We start from the raw sequence: 17,148 nt of genomic DNA, 5'->3' as shown, positions 1-17,148 counted from the left end.
ACGCTCGAGCGCCGGCCACCGACGCGTCGGCGCACGCTCTGGACCGGCGCGCGCCGTGGACGCGCCCCGCGCTCCGGACTCCCGCCGGGCGGCTCGCCCGCTCTACTGCGCGGCGACGACCGCCGCGCCGGTGCCGCCCGTCAGCACGTCGAGCGCGTGCCGCAGCTGGGTGCTCGACGTGTGCAGCGTGTACGGGAAGTAGACGACCTCGACGCCGACGTCGGCGAACCGGCGCTCGAGGTCGAGGCCCTTGGGCGTCCCGCGCCAGTCGTCACCCTTGAAGAACAGGTCGAAGCCGACGTCGCGCCACGTGTCGAGCTTGTCGAGGTGGATCTCGGCGTGCACGCGGTCGACGAACGATATGTGGCTGACGATCTCCATGCGCTCCGCCAGCGGCACGACCGGCCGCCGGCCCTTGGTGATCTCGAGGACCTCGTCGGCGACGACCCCCGCGATGAGGACGTCGCAGTGCTGGCGTGCCTGCCGGAGGATGTTGAGGTGCCCGACGTGGAACAGGTCGAACGCCCCCGCGGCGTAACCGATGCGCTGTGCCATCTGCCTTGCTCCTTCGATGCGTGACGACGCCGGCACCGATGACGACGGGGACACCGACGAGGTTAGGTCGTGCCGGACATATCGGACAGCAGGCGAACGGATGAAATGCGCAAAGAACACCAATGGGGTACGGGTGATAACGCGCGCAGAACGTGTCGAACCGGTCGGAGCGCGGCCTAGCATCCGGGAGTGACGTCCACCACAGCACGCGTGTCGGCCGACCCGGAGGGTGGACCGGGACCGAGCCAACGCGCCACCATCGGCGGCTCGTTCGACGCCCGGCACAACGGGCTGAACCTGCTGCGGCTGGTCCTCGCGGTGGGCGTCATCGGGTGGCACTCGTTCCCGCTGACCGGCTCGACGCTCGGCTGGCGGCCCGCGAGCCAGCTCCTCGGGAACGTCTTCGTCGACGGCTTCTTCGCGATCTCCGGCTTCCTGATCGTGCGCTCGTGGATCAGCCGTCCGCACCTCTGGCCGTTCCTGAAGGCGCGCTTCCTGCGCCTGCTCCCCGGCCTGTGGGTGTGCCTGGCGGTGACGGCGTTCGTGATCGCGCCGGTCGCGGCCGCCGTGTCGGGCGCGCACGTCTCGGTCGGCGGCATGGCGCACTACGTCGTCGTGAACGCCGGGGTGAAGGTCCGCGAGTGGGGCATCGACGGCACGCCGAGCGCGGTCCCCTACCCCGGCGTGTGGGACGGCTCGCTCTGGACGCTGATCTGGGAGCTGTACTGCTACCTCGGCGTCGCCGCGCTCGGGGTCGCGGGCGCGTTGCGGTACCCCCGCCAGACGGTCACGGCGCTCTTCGTCGGCTCGCTCGCGGCTGCGGCCGCGGTGGACGCGCACGTCGTCCACAACGGCTACGTGGTGCAGGGCGCCCGGTTCGCCCTCATGTTCTCGGCGGGCGCCCTCGTGCTCGTCTGGCAGGACCGCGTCCGGCTGACGCGCGCGCTGCTCGCGCTGGCCGCAGGCGTGCTCGTCGCGGCGACGCTGCTGCCGGACTACCGCCTGCTCGCCGCGCCCGCGCTCGCCTACCTCGCGATCGGCACGGGGACGCTCCTGCGCGCGCCTCGGTGGAACCTCCGGCACGACCTGTCGTACGGCACGTACGTCTACGCGTTCCCCGCCCAGCAGCTCCTCGCGACGCTCGGGCTCGCGGCCCTGCCCGTCCCGGTCTTCGCGGTGGCGTCCGTCGTGGCGACCGCGCCGCTCGCCGCCGCGTCCTGGTTCGGCGTCGAGCGGCAGGCGCTGCGGCTGAAGGGGACGCGACGCATGGCCGCTCCGGCCGCAGCCGCACCCGTGGCGGCAGCTCCCGCCGCCGTCGAGGCGACGCCCGCCGCCTGACGACCGCCCGGGCACGGCCCGCGCTGCACCGTGCCGTCCGGCGCCCGCTGCACCGCGCCCTCCATCGCACCGTGCCGTCCGGCGCCCGCTCCACCACGGCCACCGGGTCAGCGCTGCACAGGCGCCGCAGGGTCCGCGCCGGCGAGCTCCGTCGCGGCCGGACGGACCGCGTCCGCGTCGGCCGGCCGGGGGGCGTCGGTCCGATCCGGTGCGGGCTCGACCGTCCCGCCACTGCCCGGAGCCCCGTCCCGCTGGCCGGACACCAGGTCGGCCGCTCCGGACGCGGTGGGCACGCCGTCACGTCGGTCGGAAGGAGGTCCGGCGGGTCCGGCGGGTCCGGCGGCGTCGGAGCGGTCCGTCGACTCGGCGGCCGACGCCGGGGCGGCGACCCGCGCAGGCGTGCCGTGCGGGTCGACCGGCGCCGAGACCGCAGACGGCAGCCGGACCGGCGCGTCCGGCGACGGCGCGCCGCTGCTCACGACCTCGCGACCCCCGACGGCCGGAGCCGCGTCCGCCGCGTCGCGCGCCTCCGCGGGACGCTCGGCGGGCACCGCCGCGGCAGCGCGCGGTTCGCCTGTGGCGCCCTCGTCGCGGCGGGCCGCCACGGGAGCCGCGGCGGCCGGCTCCGACGACGCCTTCGCCGCGACCTCGGGCGCGGCGAGCGCAGCGGGCCAGAGCGGGGCGACGGACTCGGGCGCCCCGACCGGGACGTCGGGCGCCTCCTTCTTGCGCCGCGACCGCGACGTGGGCGGCTGCGGGGACGGCCCCGGGACCACGTGACCGCGGGCACGGCTCCGCCGGCGACGACGTCGCTTGTCGTCGTGCACGTAGGCGTAGCTCTCCTCGGAGCCGCCCTTGACCTTGTTCAGCACCACGCCCGAGACGCGGCCGCCGCCGACGCGCACGGACTCGACCGCACGACGGACCTGGGCGCGCCGGGTGCGCGAGGCGTCGACGACCAGGATGAGGCCTGTCGTGAGCCGCGAGATCAGCACGCCGTCCGACACGGGCAGCAGCGGCGGCGCGTCGATCACGACGGTGTCGTAGTCGGCCCGCACGGCCTCGAGCAGGTCCTCGAACTCGCGCGACGACAGCAGCTCGCTCGCGTTCGGCGGGATCGCGCCCGACGCGAGCACCGTGAGCCGGTCGCCGAGCGGCTGGACGACCTCGGCCAGCGACGACCGCCCGACGAGGCACTCCGTGAGCCCGACGCTCCCCTCGAGCCCGAGCTCGTCGGCGACCGCCGGGCGCCGCAGGTCGGCGTCGATCAGCAGGGTGCGGTCTCCCGCCGCGGCGAACGCGGCGGCCACGCGCACCGAGACGTGGGTCTTGCCCTCGGCCGCGATGGCGGACGAGATGACGAACGACTTGAACCGGCCGACCTTGCCGATCATCTGCAGGTTCGTCCGCACCCGGCGGAAGTCCTCGGACTGCCCACCCCCGGGCGCCATCGCGAGCGGGGACGCGTCCTGGACGCGGCGGAGCGAGCGGACGGACCCGACGATCGGCACGTCGATCGCCGCTGCCACGTCCTCCGGGCGGCGGACCCGGGTGTCGAGCGCCTCGCGCAGGAACGCGAGCAGCAGCCCGAGCACGAGGCCGGCGAACACCGCGCCGATCACGTTGCGCTTCGTGTTGGGCGCGATCGGGTAGCTCGGGGGGGTCGCCTCGTCGACGACCGTCGCCTGGATGGTGCTGCGCCCGTCGGTGCCGGTGGGCGCGAGGCTCTCGACGACCTTCACGAGCTGCGCCGCGACGGCGTTGGCGCCCGCCGCGGCACGCTGCGGGTCCGCGCTCGTCACCGAGACCGAGAGGATCGACGTGCCCTGCGGCGTCGCGGCCGAGACCGAGTGCGCGAACTGCTTGGGCGGCACCGACAGGCCCAGCTTCTCGACCACGGGGCCGGTCACGATGGGCAGCGTCGCGAGGCGGGCGAACGACGTCATCTGGCTCTGCGTGAAGGTCGAGCCCTGGTTGAGGTCGGACGCGGTGTTGCCCGCGCTGAGCGCGACGTACATGCTCGCCGTCGCCCGGTAGACCGGCGTCGCGCGCATCGAGAGCGCGGTGACGAGGCCGCCGAGCACCAGGACCGGGACGAGCACCCAGACCCAGCGCTTGCGCAGCACCGTCAGGAAGTCGTGGAGCGACACACCTCATCCTCTCGCCGTCCAGCGATTGAACCACCGGGCACCACCGCGGCGACCGGGTCGGGGCGGGCGAACTCCGCCCGGTCCGGCTCACGGGCGGGCGGCGACAGCGCCGCCGCGGCCGACGGCCGGGCGATCACGACGAGCGCCGTCTGGGACACGGCGACTCCGACGACGAACCAGAACCACGTCGTGAACTGGGTGATGAACGCGACGCTCGTGAGGCCCGGGAGCACCGCCACGACGGCGACGAGCGCCGGGCTGCGGTGGCCGCGCACCAGCGCGACCGCCCCGAGCGCCGCCGAGACGGCGAGGATCAGGAGCACCGCGAGCCCGTAGTTGAGCCCGACCAGGATCGGCGTGCTGTCGATCGACCCGAACGCGCCGAACGTGCGCGTCCCCGCCGAGTCCTGGGCGGCCGAGGACGACTGGCCGAGCCACGCCATCGTCGGCAGGAGCGACACGAGGAGCCCCCGGTAGTCCGCGCTGTCCGTCGCCTCGGCGCCCGCCGCGTCGAAGACGCCCGTCGCGAGCGGCACGGCGACCAGCGTCCCCACGATCACGAGCGTCACGGTCGCGATCCGGAACGCCCGCGAGACCCCGTCGCGGAGCAGGATGACGCACAGCGCGACGGCGAGCGCGGTGCACCCGATGCCGATGCGGCTGAACGTCAGCACGGCGGCGGTCGCGACCAGCACGATCGTCACCGCCTTGAGCCACGAGCGCAGCGCGCTCGACCACACGAACGGCATCGCCATGGCGAGCGAGCCGCCGAGCGCGATCGAGTGGCCGAAGGCGCCCTCCTGGCGCGGGACGCCACCGCGGACCTGCTGGGTGCCCCAGCGCTGGTACGCGGACGCGCTGCCCATGTGCAGGTCGAGGAACGGGTTGTGCCGCGTCACGAACTCGACGACGACGAGCACCGACACGATGCCGAAAGCCACGGCGATCGCGGTGGACAGACGCTTCTCGGGCACGCCGGTGCCCGCGACACGGCCGGCGACGTAGGCGATCCCCCACCCGACGACCGCGCCGTACGCCTGCTCGAGCGGCACCCACCCGAGGACGAACGACAGCGCGATGATCCCGAGGACCAGCACCATCACGAGGTCGAACGGCTGCATCCGCGCCCGCCGGGTGCGCCACAGCGCGATCGCCACGACGAGGCACGCCACCGTCAGCGGCGTCACGAAGATCTTGAGGTTCACGCCGATCCACGGCGGCACGAAGCACAGCATCACGAGCAGCGCGGCGATCGCCAGCATGGGACGACGCCGTGACACCACCGCCCACAGCGCGACGAGCGTCGCCGCCACCAGGAGTGCCGTCAACCGGTCGACGGAGGCGCCCGACGACATCGCGTGCTCCCCCCGCTCCCTCGAGTTGGCCCAGTGTGACGTGGGCCGCCACGGGTGTCGAGGACCCGTGGCGGCCCACGCCGCTCGCTCGGTGCTGCTGGTCAGGCGGACGACTTGACCGCGAAGTCGTCCCAGCTGGCCGTGACGGCGCCCGTCGTGGAGCTCGGCGAGTACGCGCTGAGCGCGACGCCGCCGGCCGCCTGGAGCGAGGCCGCGCTGTCCGTGGCGGTGATCTGCCACGTGGTCGGTTCCGTCGCCGCGGTCCACACCCGGCCGCGCAGTGCGGTCGAGCCGTTGCCCTGGGCCTGGAACCGGATGTTGAGCGTCTGCCCCGCGGCGTACGTGACGCCCGGGACGTTGGCCGTCGCGACGGCCGTCTCGACGCCCGCGACGTGCGTCAGGAGCTGCAGCGAGATCGCTCCGGTCGTCGCCACGCGGACGGACAGCGTGTAGTCGTTCGTCGTGCCGTTCGTCCTGGCGGCGACCAGGGCGCGCAGCGTGCCGCTCGACAGGGCCGAGAACGCGACGTCCGTCGTGATGTCGACGTCCCGTGCGCTGACGCCGTCGAGCCGTGCCTTGGGCGTCGAGCCGGGGTTGACGGTCATCTTGCCGACGCCGCCGTTGACGCTGAACAGGCTCGCCGAGCCGCTCAGCGTGTACGCGCCGCCCGTGTCGGCCGTGCCCCAGCCGGAGGCCGTGGTCCGACCGAACGCGTCGGCCGCGTACGTCTGCGGGCCGGTCGGTGCGGTGAGCGTGACGGTCTTGGTGACCGGCGCGCTCGTCGCGCCCTGGTTGTCCGTCACCACGAGCGTGACGGTGTGGTCGCCCGCGGTGTCGAACGTGTGCGTCGCCGTGGCGGCCGAGCCGCCGCCCACCGTGCCGTCGAACGACCACTGGTAGGACGCGACGTTCCCGTCGGGGTCGTTCGACCCGCTGCCGTCGACGTCGACCTTGAGGTCCGTCTTCGACACCGTGAACGAGGCCGTGGGGGCCTGGTTCGGCGGCGGCGCGGTGACGCTCACCTGCTTGCTGACGACGCTGCTGGTCGCCCCCTGGTCGTCGGTCACCTGGAGCGTGACGGTGTACGTGCCCGTGTCGGGGAACGTGTAGCTCGCGGTCGAGCCCGTCGAGGCCGAGACGTTGCCGTCGAACGTCCAGCGGTAGGACGCGACGTTCCCGTCGGGGTCGCTCGATCCGCTGCCGTCGACCGTGACCTTGAGCTGGTCCTTGCTCACCGTGAAGTCGGCGGTCGGGGCCTGGTTCGGCGCCGTGACCGTCACGGTGTGCGAGACCGGGTTGCTCGTCGCGCCGTCGTCGTCCGTGACCACGAGGGTCACGGTGTGGTCGCCGGCCGCGGCGAACGTGTGGTCAGGGTTCTGCAGGGTCGACGACGTGCCGTCGTCGAACGTCCACAGGTAGCTCGCGACCGTGCCGTCGCCGTCCGTCGAGGTCGACGTCAGGTGGGCCGTGAGGTCGGTCGTCGTGCTCGTGAAGGACGCGACGGGCGGCTGGTTCGGGACGCCGCCGGTGCCGATCGCCCAGTGCGCGGCGACCTGGTTGGCCGTGAGGGCCACCGGGTAGATCGCGAACTCGTCGATCGAGCCCCTGAACCACGGCTGCGGACCCCAGGTGGTGTCGCCGCCGATGCGCCAGTAGCCGGTGTAGGCCTGCGCCTGCGTCTGCGGGTTGGTGCCCTGCAGGGCGCCGTCCACGTAGAGCTTCATGCCGTCGGCCGACTGCGTGGCGACGAGGTAGTGCCACTTGTTGTCGTTGTAGGCGGTCGACGTCGTGATCGTGTTGGCCTGGCCGGTCCACACGCCGAACGTCAGCTGGCCGCCGGTCTCCATGTAGACGTGGCGGTCGTAGCTGCCCGACGTGCCCGTCTGGGCGTCACCGAAGCCGACGAGCTTGCCGCCCGTGGTCGTGCTGGTGCGGAACCACAGCTCCTCGCTGTAGGTCGACGGGTTGGTGAACGAGTTGACGCTGCTCACCAGGTTGTTGGAGTTGCCGTTGAAGGACACGCCCTTGTTGCCGGTCGGCACGAGCTCGCCGCTCGTGACGTTGCGCGTGACGTTGCCCTTGTACGAGCCGTTGTTGCTCGACGGGCCGGAGTCGGCAGCCGTCGTGCCCGAGGTCTCGCCGAGGCGCCAGTACAGGTCGGGGCCGGCGTTGTACACGGCGGCGCCGTACGCGTCGGCCGGGGCCGGCGGGATGGTCGACGTGTTGCCCGCAGCGACCCAGTGCGCGTCGACCTGGGCCCGCGTCAGGGGCGTCGGGTAGATCGACACGTCGTCGATGTCGCCGTTGAAGAACGCGGCGCCGGACCACGGCGAGTCGCCGCCGATCCGCCAGTACCCGGAGTAGGCCTGCGCCGACGTCACGTCGGCACGGGACGCGATCCGCGCGCCGTCGACGAACAGCTGCATGCCGTTCGGGCCGAGGCTCGCGGCGACCTGGTGCCACTTGCCGTCGTTGTACGCCTTGGACGTCTGCAGCGTCTGCGACGACCCCGGGTACACCCCGAAGTAGACCTTGCCGCTCGTGTCCATGTAGATGTGGCGGTCGTAGTTGTTCGACGTGCCGGTGTTGGCGTTGCCGAAGCCGACGATCTTGCCGCCCGCGGTCGTGGTCGTGCGGAACCACGCCTCGATCGAGAACGTGTTCGGCCCGGGGATCGGCGTCTGCGTGGCCGCGAAGCCGTTGCTCGTGCCGTCGAAGTGCGACGCCGTGTTGGAGTCACCGCCGACCGCGCCCGTGATGCCGCGCGTCACGCCGCTGTTGGCGACCATCGGCAGCGCACCGGCCCAGTCGTCGACGCCCGAGCCGGACGGCTCACCGAGCCGCCACCAGTCGGACGCTCCGTCGTTGTAGACCGCGGAGCCGTACGAGCTGAGCGTGTCGGTCGAGTTGACGGTCACCGTGACGGCGGGTGCCGTCGCCTTGTTGCCGAACGGGTCGGTCGCCGTGACGAAGTACGTCTGGCTGCTCCCCAACGGCAGGTTGTTGTCGACGACCACCTGGGTCTGCGGCAACCAGAACTTCGCCGTGACCGTCTTGGTGGCGATCGGCGCGGTGTTGGTCGAGCCGCGGTACACGTTGTAGGTCAGCGTCTCGTTGTCCTGGTCCCACGTGGTCGGGAACGAGACCCGGACCTGGCCCTGGATGTGCGAGCTCGCGGAGACGTTCCACGGGTTGCCGTACATGTCGTTGAGCTGCGGGCCGCGCTTGTTCGGCGCGAGGCTCGAGACGGCGAACCGCACGAGGCCCTGCTGCGCCTTGCCGTTGACACCCGGGAACTCACCGCCGAAGACGACGTACTTGTCGTTGCCCGTGACGCTCCAGCCGGCCTGGTTCTGACCGGTGTACGAGCCCGAGTAGAAGCTCGGGTACCAGGTGAGCAGCGACGGCGCCGGCTGGCCGACGTGGTCCGGGTAGCCGTAGATGTCGGCCTTGTTCGTGCCCGTCGGCACGTACGTGAACGCGGTGGCGTAGTGGAACACCCACGGGTCGGGCTGCGGGAAGCCGCCGATGTTGCCGCAGTAGTGCTGGTGCGTCGCGAGGTACACGACGCCACCCGTCATGAACGACGAGTACCCGTCACCGTGGCAGTCCGCGTCCCACACGAGGTTGCCGCTCGCGGCGTCGATGCGGAACACGCCCTCGGTGTTGCCGCCGGTGCCGAAGTGGTAGCCGGTGCCGAACACGTCGGGCCCCTGCGCCGTGAGGCTGAGGATGGCCGACTGCGAGCCCGCGTCGCGGATGTACGTGTTCGCCTGCAGCGGGATGCCGGCGCCGGTCGCGGGGTCGACCGTGGCCAGCCCGTAGAACGACGAGACGGTGCCGTTGCTCGTCAGCTGCGTGAACCGCCCGCCGACGAACACCTTGTCCGCCGCCGGCGAGTACGCGAGCGACGTGACGGGCGCGTCGGCGTCGGCCGAGAACGACGTGACCGCTCCGGTGTTGGCGTCGAGCGCGGCGAGGTACGTGTGCGGGATCAGCGTGCCGCCCGTGGTGCTCGCCACGGACTTGAAGTTGCCGCCGACGTACACCGTGGTGTTCGACGCGGCGACCGCCAGGCCGGCCGACCCGAGCGTCGACTTGAAGCCGGGGACGATGGTGTTCGTCGCCGTGTCGAACGCGGCGACGCGCACGTGGTAGACGCCGTCGACGTGGCTGAAGTCGCCCGTGACGTAGATCCGCTTGCCGTCCGGCGAGGCGGTGATGGCGCGGGCCTGGCCGTCGAGCACGGGCGCGAAGTTCGTGATGAGTGCGCCGGTGTTGATGTTGAACGCCAGGAGGTTGGCCCGCGCGACGGTGTTGACGCCGGCGGCCGAGCCGGCCGGGCGGGCCGTCGAGAAGCTGCCCGCGGCGTAGACGGTGTCGCCCACGGTCACCTGCGACCAGATGACGCCGTCGATCTGCACGGTGGGCAGACCGTCGGCCGCCACGGTGGCGGGGCTCGTGGGGTCCGACGGGTCTGCGGGCTGCGTGTCGGCGAACGACGGCGCCGCGAACCCGATGGTCAGCAGCGCCGCCGCGGCGACGGCCGCGACCAGGCGGCGCGGCCTGATCATGTTGGTGGACACAGGGGTCCTCACCCTCTCGCCGGGGACGCGGCGGCTCTGGTTCCGAAGCGGTTCGGAAATGACCAAATCGGACGTTATACGCGTTTCGGGCCATCGCTTCCCCGCCTGCCGGGACTTCACCCGCGGGCCGAGGGTGATTCACCTAGGTGGGTGCAGGCGCGCGCAGCGGGGGTCCGGACCGCGTCACGCGACCGCGTCGACGGTGCCCCGGACAACCGTCCAGCCCAGCGCGGCGGACCTCCCGCGCGGGGGGCTCAGCTCAGGCGCAGGCCCTGGAAGACGATCGGCGCCGCGTCGGGCGCGAGGTCGACGAAGACGGCGAAGACCGCGTTCGGGTCGGTCACCCGGAAGACGTACGTGCCGGACCGGGTGGCCCCCTTCGGCACGTCCGCCACCGGCGCGTTCGCGGGGTCGCTGTCGACGGTGGCGAGGGGGGTGCCCGCGGCACCGGCGTACACGGAGACGGTCACGGCGGACGCGTCGAACGTCGTCGAGCCGTCGTTGCGCAGCTCGATCGTCACCGCGACGCCCGGGCCGGACAGCTCGCCGGGTCCCGTGCCCTTGGTCGTGACGGACGCGAAGCGCGTGACGCGCACGGTCACTCCCGCCGAGGTCGCGGACGCGTGCGCGGGCGCCTGCGTCGGCTTGCGGTTGTCGATGGGCGGCACGGGGACGGACACCGACGGCTCGGGCGAGGGCGCGACCTTCGACGGGCTGGGCGTCGGGCCCTGGGTGGCCCCGGGCGTCGCGGCCGGGCCCGACGAGGGGCTCGTCGACGCGGCCGGCGCGGACGCCGACGTGCTCCCCGACGCGGAGGGCGTGCCGCCCCCGGACGCGGCGTCCGACGCGCCGCCGTGCAGCACGAGCCAGAGCACGACCGCCGCGACGACGACGGCCGCGGCCGCGGCCCACCACCAGGCCCGGCGCGAGCGCGGCGCCGGCGCGGACGTCTGCGAAGCGCTCATGCGATCCCCCTGGGCTGCCGTCGGCGGGCCCGACGGGCCACCGGTCCGCGCCAGTATGGACGTCGCGGCACGAATCGGACCCACGCGCGGCCAGAGATCACCCGGCCGCGCTCCGGGTGCTCCGAACGGGGCGCGTCCGGGTGATCTCTCGTCCCGAATGTCCCGAATCGCCCGGGCGCGCTCCTAGACTCCGAGTCTCCCGTCGAGCCGTGCGCGCAGCCGTGCCCGGACCCTCGGCGGACGTCGCGGACGCCTGGGGAGGAGCGGCATGCGGGTTCTGGTGCTGTGGGCCGACGACCACTCGTCGAACCTGGGCGTGCGCGCGCTCGCGCAGGGCACGCACGCGCTCGTGGAGCAGGCCTTCCCCGGTGCCGAGGTCGCGCACCTCCAGTACGGCAAGGGCCCGGCGCCGATGCCCGTCGGAGACACGCGGCGCCTGCTGCGCGCCCGGTTCGGCCGGTCGGCGATGCGCGAGTGGCTCGGCGGCTTCGACCTCGCGGTGGACACGCGCGCCGGGGACAGCTTCGCCGACGTGTACGGCCTCGGGCGGCTCACCAACCAGAGCACGCTGGCGGAGCTGACCGTCTCGGCGGGGACGCCGGTGGTGCTCGGCCCGCAGACCATCGGCCCGTTCGCCACGCGACGCGGGCGCGCTCTCGCGCGCCGGTCGCTGCGCCGCGCGTCGGTCGTCATGGCGCGCGACTCCGTGAGCGCCGGGTGCGCGCGGGACCTGGGCCGGCCCGTCGACGTGCTCGCCACCGACGTGGTGTTCGCCCTGCCCGTGCCCGCGGTCGCGCGGACGCGGGACGTGGTGCTCAACGTCTCGGGGTTGCTGTGGCAGCCGAACCCGCACGTCGACCACGTGGCCTACCGCGAGACCGTCGAGGAGCTGTGCCGGGAGCTGCTGGCGTCGGGCCGGCGCGTCGCGCTGCTCGCGCACGTGCTCGAGGGCGTCGGCCGCGACGACGACGTGCCCGCGGTCCGCGAGGTCGCCCGGCTCGTCGGCGAGGACGCGGTCGAGGTGGTCGTGCCGACCTCGCTCGAGGACGTCCGCGAGGTCACGGCGTCGGCACGGCTCGTGGTCGGCTCGCGCATGCACGCGTGCCTCAACGCGCTCTCGACCGGCACTCCCGCCGTGCCCCTCGCGTACTCGCGCAAGTTCGAGCCCCTGCTGCGCGACCTGGGCTGGCGGCACGTGGTCGACCTGCGCTCGTCGGGTGCGCCGGTGCACGATGTGACGACGCTCGCCAAGGCTGACCTCGAGGGCGACGTGGCCGCGGTCCGCGAGCGCACCGCCGCGCTCCTCGCGCCGGCCGTCGACGCGCTGCGGGCGGCACGGTGACGCGCACGCTCGACGAGCTCGTCGCGTCGGTGGTCGACGCGGGGCTCTGCAGCGGTTGCGGCGCGTGCACCCGGCTCGACGACGGGCTCGAGATGGCGATCGACGGCCGCGGGTACCTGCGCCCGCGCCGCACCGCCGCCGGTGGGGGCGCGGCGGCCGGATCGGCGACGGTCGGCTCCGCGACGGTCGGCTCCGCGCCGGTCGCGACGCCCGACGCGGCCGCGACGTTCCGCACCGTCTGCCCCGGCTGGACGGTGACCGCGCAGCGGCACTCCGGCGTCCCGTACCACCCGACCCTCGGCCCGGTGCTCGGCGCCTGGCGCGCCGCGGCGGCCGACCCCGAGATCCGCCGGCGCGGCAGCAGCGGCGGGGTGCTGACGGCGCTCGCCGCGTGGCTCGTCGAGCGCGGCGAGGTCACGCAGGTGGTCGGCGCGCGCGCCGGTGACGAGCCGCGCCGCACCGTGCCCGTCGTCATCCGGTCGCGCGCGGAGGCACTCGCGTCGGCGGGGTCGCGCTACGCGCCGGTCGCGGTGGGCTCCCACCCGGACGCCCTCGACCCGCGCGGCGCGACGATCGGCAAGCCGTGCGAGGCCGTCGCGCTGCGCGCGCTCGCGCGCACCAGGGGCGAGCCCGCGCCGCTCCTCCTCTCTTTCTTCTGCGCGGGCACCCCGGCGCAGACGGCGACCGACGACCTCGTCACGGAGCTCGGGCTCGAGCCCGGGACGCCCCTGGACGACCTCTGGTACCGCGGGCGCGGCTGGCCCGGCCGGTTCACAGCCCGCGCGGCGGACGGCCGCGAGGTCTCGGCGAGCTACGACGAGTCCTGGGGCGGAGCGCTCGGGCCGACCGTGCAGTGGCGGTGCAAGCTCTGCCCCGACGGCACGGGCGAGAGCGCGGACGTCAGCGCGGGCGACCTGTGGCACGCGGACGAGCGCGGGTACCCGGTGTTCGACGACGCGGACGGCTGGAGCGCGCTCGTGGCACGCACGCCGCGCGGCCTCGACGTCGTCGAGCGGGCGATCACGGCCGGCGTGCTGGTCGCGACGCCGGTCACGGCGGCCGACGTCGTGGCGGTCCAGCCGCTGCAGCGGTCGCGCCGGCGCACGCTGCTCGGCCGGCTCACGGGGACGCGTCTCGCGGGCGCCCGCGTGCCGCGGTACCGCGGCTTCGGCCTGCTCCGGCTCGCTGGGCGCAACGCGCGCGAGAACGTGCGGACCGCGCGGGGCACGTTCCGCCGCGTCCGGTCGCGATCGGCGGCCCGCTCGTGAGCCGCGGCGCCGCGCCGGAGCGCGACACGAGCAACCTCGCCAGCCACGCGGCCCGCGGCGCGCTCTCGACGGGGCTCGGGCTCTCGGCACGCCTGGTCATCCAGACGCTCTCGGTCGTGGTGCTCGCGCGCGTGCTCGAGCCGCGCGACTACGGGCTCGTCGCGATGGTGCTCGCGATCGTCGGGATCGGCGACACCCTGCGCGACTTCGGCCTCAGCTCCGCCGCGATCCAGGCGCCCGACCTCTCGCGCGCGCAGCGGTCGAACCTGTTCTGGACCAACACGGCCATCGGCCTCGCGCTCGGGCTCGCGGTCCTCGCGATCGCCGAGCCGGTCGCGGCCTTCTACCACCAGAGCGAGCTCGTGCCGATCACACGGGCGCTCGCGGTGACGTTCCTGCTCAACGGCATGATGACGCAGCTGCGCGCCGACCTCGTGCGGTCGATGCGGTTCCAGGTCGTCGCGACGATCGACGTCGTCGCGCCCGGCAGCGCTCTCGTGCTCGCGGTGGTGCTGGCCAGCCTCGGGGCCGGGTACTGGGCCCTCGTCGCGCAGCAGCTCGTCGTCGCGGTCGTCGCCCTCATCGGCTGCGCGCTCGCCGCGCGGTGGCTGCCGTCGCGCTACGACCGGACCGTGCCGATGCGGCACCTCTACCGGTTCGGCGGCAACCTGCTCGGCTCGCAGCTCGTCGGCTATCTCGCCAACAACGTCGACGCGCTGACCATCGGCCACCGGTTCGGGGCGACGCCGCTCGGCATCTACAACCGCGCGTTCCAGCTGCTGATGAACCCGCTCAACCAGGTGCGCGCCCCCAGCACGACCGTCGCGCTGCCCGTGCTCGCCCGCGCCGGGTACTCGAAGGAGTACGACAAGATCGTCCGCACGGGCCAGCTGATGCTCGCCTACCCCGTGACGCTCGGGCTCTCGGTGCTGGCCGGTGTCGCGGTCCCGACCGTGGACATCCTGCTGGGCGACGCGTGGTCGCAGGTGCCGCCGATCCTGCGGTTCCTCGCCGTCGCCGGCATCTTCCAGACGCTCGCGTACGTCGGGTACTGGGTGTACCTGTCACGGGGCCTGACGAAGCAGCTGCTGCACTACACGCTCGTGTCGTCGGCGATCCGGATCGTCTGCGTCGTCGGCGGCTCGATCTGGGGCGTCGTCGGCGTCGCCGCCGGATACGCACTCGCGCCGATGCTCGCGTGGCCGCTGTCGCTGTGGTGGCTGAACCGCGTGACGCGGCTGCCCGTACGGTCGCTGTACGGCGGCGCGGCGCGTGTGCTCGTCGTGGGTCTCGCGGCGGGCCTCGGCTCGGGTGGCACGGCGTGGGCGCTGCGGTCGGCCCCGAGCATCGTGGAGCTCGTCGCCGGGGTCGCCGCGGGGCTCGCCGTCGCGGCGCTCGTGATCCTCGCGGTCCCCGCGCTGCGGCGTGACGTGCCGACCGTCCGCAGCGCCGTCCGGGCGGCGCTTCGCCGACCGCGTCGTGGCGCGTCGGGTCACGCCGGGTCCTCGGACGCCACCGCGGCGGCTCCTGCGGTCGAGGCGGCGGTCGAGGCGGTGGTCGACGCGCTCGTCGCGGAGCCCGCGACGGTCGACCTGCCCGACGCGCTACCCGCGGCCGTACTCGACGACGACGTGGCCGAGCGCGCCGCCGACCATGCCGAGCCCGCGGTTCGCGTGCCGGCGCCCGACGAGCACCGTCACGTCTGACCGCGTCAGTCGCCCCTGCACGACCCGCACCGCGCCGCCCGCCACGCGCGCCCCGCCACGGGCGAGGTAGCGCGCGCGCACCCGCGCCCGGGACCATGCACCGCGCGCGAGGGCGAGCTCGGCGCGGCTCGCGGAGTTGCCGCTGCGCCGCGCACGGCGCAGCACCCACTCGGGCGTCATCCGGTCGGCCGGGACGCGGTCGACGACCACCGCCTCGTCGCACCAGACCATGCGCGCGCCGCGTGCGTGCAGCGTTCGCGTGAACAGCGTGTCGCTGCCGCCCGAGAGCCCGAACCGCTCGTCGAACCCGACGCCGAGCCGCCGCACGGTCGCCAGGTCGAGCAGCAGGTTGTTCGTCGCGGCGACGTCGACGCGCGTGCCGGTGGCCAGCCGCCGCCGGTCGAAGAACCGACCCTGCGTGACCCACCGCGGCGGGTCGAGCTCGTACTCGGACACGACGGCGCCGACCACGACGTCGGCGCCCGTCGCGGCGTACGTCGCGAGCAGCGCGTCGAACCAGCCCGGCTCGGGCCGCTCGTCGTCGTCGACGAAGACGAGCACGTCGTCGCCCGCCGCCTCGAGCAGCGCTCGGTTGCGTGCGGCGGCGATGCCGGGGCGCGGCTCGTGGACGTACGCGACGTCCGGGCCGGCGGAGTCGACGAACGCACGCGCGGATCCCTCCGGGTCGTTGTCCACCACGAGCAGCCGCGCGCCGAGCGGGCGGAGCTGCGCGAGGAACGCCGGCACCGCGACCTCGAGGTCGGCGGGGCGCCGGAACGTCAGCATCGCGACGACGACCTTCACGACGCCGCCGCCCGCGCCGGGACCCGCGACCCGCGGGCGACGGCGAGCGCCGCGCGGTACGCGGCGAGGTGGCCCTCCGCGACGACCGGCCACGCGCGGGCCGCCAGGTCGGGGGCGCCGTGCGGCGGGGCCGCGCGCAGGGCGTCGAGCGCGTCGCTCAGCACGCTCGTGTCCAGGTCCCCGTCGTACCGGAGCACCCACCTCGCGCCGACCTCCGCGGCGAGGTCGTCGGTGACGGCGTTGCGGGGCACGAGCACCGGGCGGCCGAGCGAGAGCGCGAGCAGCGCCGCACCCGAGTTGTGCATCGCGCGGTAGGGCAGCACCACGAGCTCGGCCGACGTGACCCACCGGACGAGCGCGGCGTCCTCGACGTACCGCAGGTCGAGCAGCACGCGCGGGTCGGCGCCCGCGCGGGCGCGCAGGTCCGCCTCGAGCGCCGGCGTCGTCGGGCGGCCGGCGACGACGAGCTCGGCGTCGCCGGGCACGTCGCGGAACGCGTCGAGGAGGTCCTCGACGCCCTTGTACGGCCGCACCAGGCCCGCGTACACCAACCGACCGGGCACGGCGGCCTCGCGGTCGTACCGCGCGAACCACGCGGCGTAGTCACCGTGCGGCACCGTGCTCGCCCGCCGCGTGTCCGGCACCGGCGTGCGGTCGTTGAGCCGGATCCACCACGTCGTGCGCGCGTCGCACCAGCGCGTCACCGCGGCCGTCGCGCGGTCCTGCCGCTCGTGCGGCTCGACGTTGTGCACCGTGCGCACGAGCGCGCGGCCCCCGCTCGAGGCGCGCCAGGCGACCGCGGCGAACGCGGCGCACGCCGCCCAGTGCCGCAGCCGCGACCCGCGCTCGACGACGACCTCCGGCCAGTGCACGTGCAGCACGTCGTAGCGTCCGCGGAGCCCGGAGCCCCAGCCGAACGTCGCGACCTCGGCTCGCTCGGCGAGCGAGTCGCGCAGCTGCACGAGGTAGGGGTTGGTCGTCGGACGTGGCGCGCGGAACGACTGGAGCACCCTCAGCAGCGGCTCCGCCACGTTCCCTCCCCGCTGCTGGACGACCTCGCGACGCCCGGTTCACCCCGT

At 74.2% G+C, this 17,148-nt stretch carries 11 protein-coding genes; 4 read left to right on the top strand and 7 right to left on the bottom strand.

The window, feature by feature from the left end:
• Window positions 1-102: 102 nt before the first annotated feature.
• Window positions 103-555: an adenylyltransferase/cytidyltransferase family protein gene (locus tag QRT04_RS11665; protein ID WP_289455431.1), complete on the bottom strand. Its 453-nt coding sequence runs from the start codon at window positions 553-555 to the stop codon at window positions 103-105.
• Between the two features lie 189 nt (window positions 556-744).
• On the opposite strand from QRT04_RS11665, the gene QRT04_RS11660 reads away from it, so the two are divergent.
• Window positions 745-1,893 carry an acyltransferase family protein gene (locus QRT04_RS11660; RefSeq protein ID WP_289455429.1) on the top strand — a complete coding sequence of 383 codons (1,149 nt, stop codon included), beginning with the start codon at window positions 745-747 and terminating at the stop codon, window positions 1,891-1,893.
• A 107-nt stretch (window positions 1,894-2,000) separates the two neighbouring features.
• Here the strand turns inward: QRT04_RS11660 and QRT04_RS11655 are convergent, their stop codons facing one another.
• The 4 genes from QRT04_RS11655 to QRT04_RS11640 form a co-directional block, all read right to left on the bottom strand.
• Window positions 2,001-4,043 (bottom strand): polysaccharide biosynthesis tyrosine autokinase, encoded by a 2,043-nt coding sequence (locus tag QRT04_RS11655; RefSeq protein WP_289455427.1) that lies wholly within the window; start codon window positions 4,041-4,043, stop codon window positions 2,001-2,003.
• The gene (locus QRT04_RS11650) at window positions 4,022-5,398 is read right to left on the bottom strand and encodes a hypothetical protein (protein WP_289455425.1); all 1,377 of its coding nucleotides are present in this window, start codon (window positions 5,396-5,398) and stop codon (window positions 4,022-4,024) included. The genes QRT04_RS11655 and QRT04_RS11650 overlap by 22 nt, the downstream gene beginning before the upstream one ends.
• Window positions 5,399-5,499: 101 nt before the next feature.
• Window positions 5,500-9,984 (bottom strand): PKD domain-containing protein, encoded by a 4,485-nt coding sequence (locus tag QRT04_RS11645; protein ID WP_289455423.1) that lies wholly within the window; start codon window positions 9,982-9,984, stop codon window positions 5,500-5,502.
• Window positions 9,985-10,238: 254 nt separating this feature from the next.
• Window positions 10,239-10,949, bottom strand: coding sequence for a hypothetical protein (locus QRT04_RS11640; protein WP_289455421.1), 711 nt, complete (start codon window positions 10,947-10,949; stop codon window positions 10,239-10,241).
• Window positions 10,950-11,217: 268 nt separating this feature from the next.
• On the opposite strand from QRT04_RS11640, the gene QRT04_RS11635 reads away from it, so the two are divergent.
• Genes QRT04_RS11635 through QRT04_RS11625 form a run of 3 tightly spaced genes read left to right on the top strand, consistent with a single transcriptional unit; the run spans window position 11,218 to window position 15,265 of the window.
• Entirely contained in the window at window positions 11,218-12,291 is a 1,074-nt protein-coding gene (locus QRT04_RS11635) for a polysaccharide pyruvyl transferase family protein (RefSeq protein WP_289455420.1), read from the top strand.
• Window positions 12,288-13,559: a Coenzyme F420 hydrogenase/dehydrogenase, beta subunit C-terminal domain gene (locus tag QRT04_RS11630; RefSeq protein WP_289455418.1), complete on the top strand. Its 1,272-nt coding sequence runs from the start codon at window positions 12,288-12,290 to the stop codon at window positions 13,557-13,559. Before QRT04_RS11635 ends, QRT04_RS11630 begins: the two co-directional genes overlap by 4 nt.
• Entirely contained in the window at window positions 13,556-15,265 is a 1,710-nt protein-coding gene (locus tag QRT04_RS11625) for a lipopolysaccharide biosynthesis protein (RefSeq protein ID WP_289455416.1), read from the top strand. Before QRT04_RS11630 ends, QRT04_RS11625 begins: the two co-directional genes overlap by 4 nt.
• On the opposite strand, the gene QRT04_RS11620 is transcribed toward QRT04_RS11625, so the two are convergent.
• Window positions 15,164-16,069: a glycosyltransferase family 2 protein gene (locus QRT04_RS11620; RefSeq protein ID WP_289455415.1), complete on the bottom strand. Its 906-nt coding sequence runs from the start codon at window positions 16,067-16,069 to the stop codon at window positions 15,164-15,166. The genes QRT04_RS11625 and QRT04_RS11620 overlap by 102 nt on opposite strands.
• A complete protein-coding gene (locus QRT04_RS11615; protein ID WP_289455414.1) occupies window positions 16,066-17,100 on the bottom strand; it encodes a glycosyltransferase in 1,035 nt (344 codons plus the stop codon). Before QRT04_RS11615 ends, QRT04_RS11620 begins: the two co-directional genes overlap by 4 nt.
• Window positions 17,101-17,148: the final 48 nt, after the last annotated feature.

The organism is Cellulomonas alba, from assembly GCF_030362835.1.
GTDB classification, from domain to species: domain Bacteria; phylum Actinomycetota; class Actinomycetes; order Actinomycetales; family Cellulomonadaceae; genus Cellulomonas; species Cellulomonas alba.
This window is presented reverse-complemented; position numbering and strand designations above follow the sequence as displayed.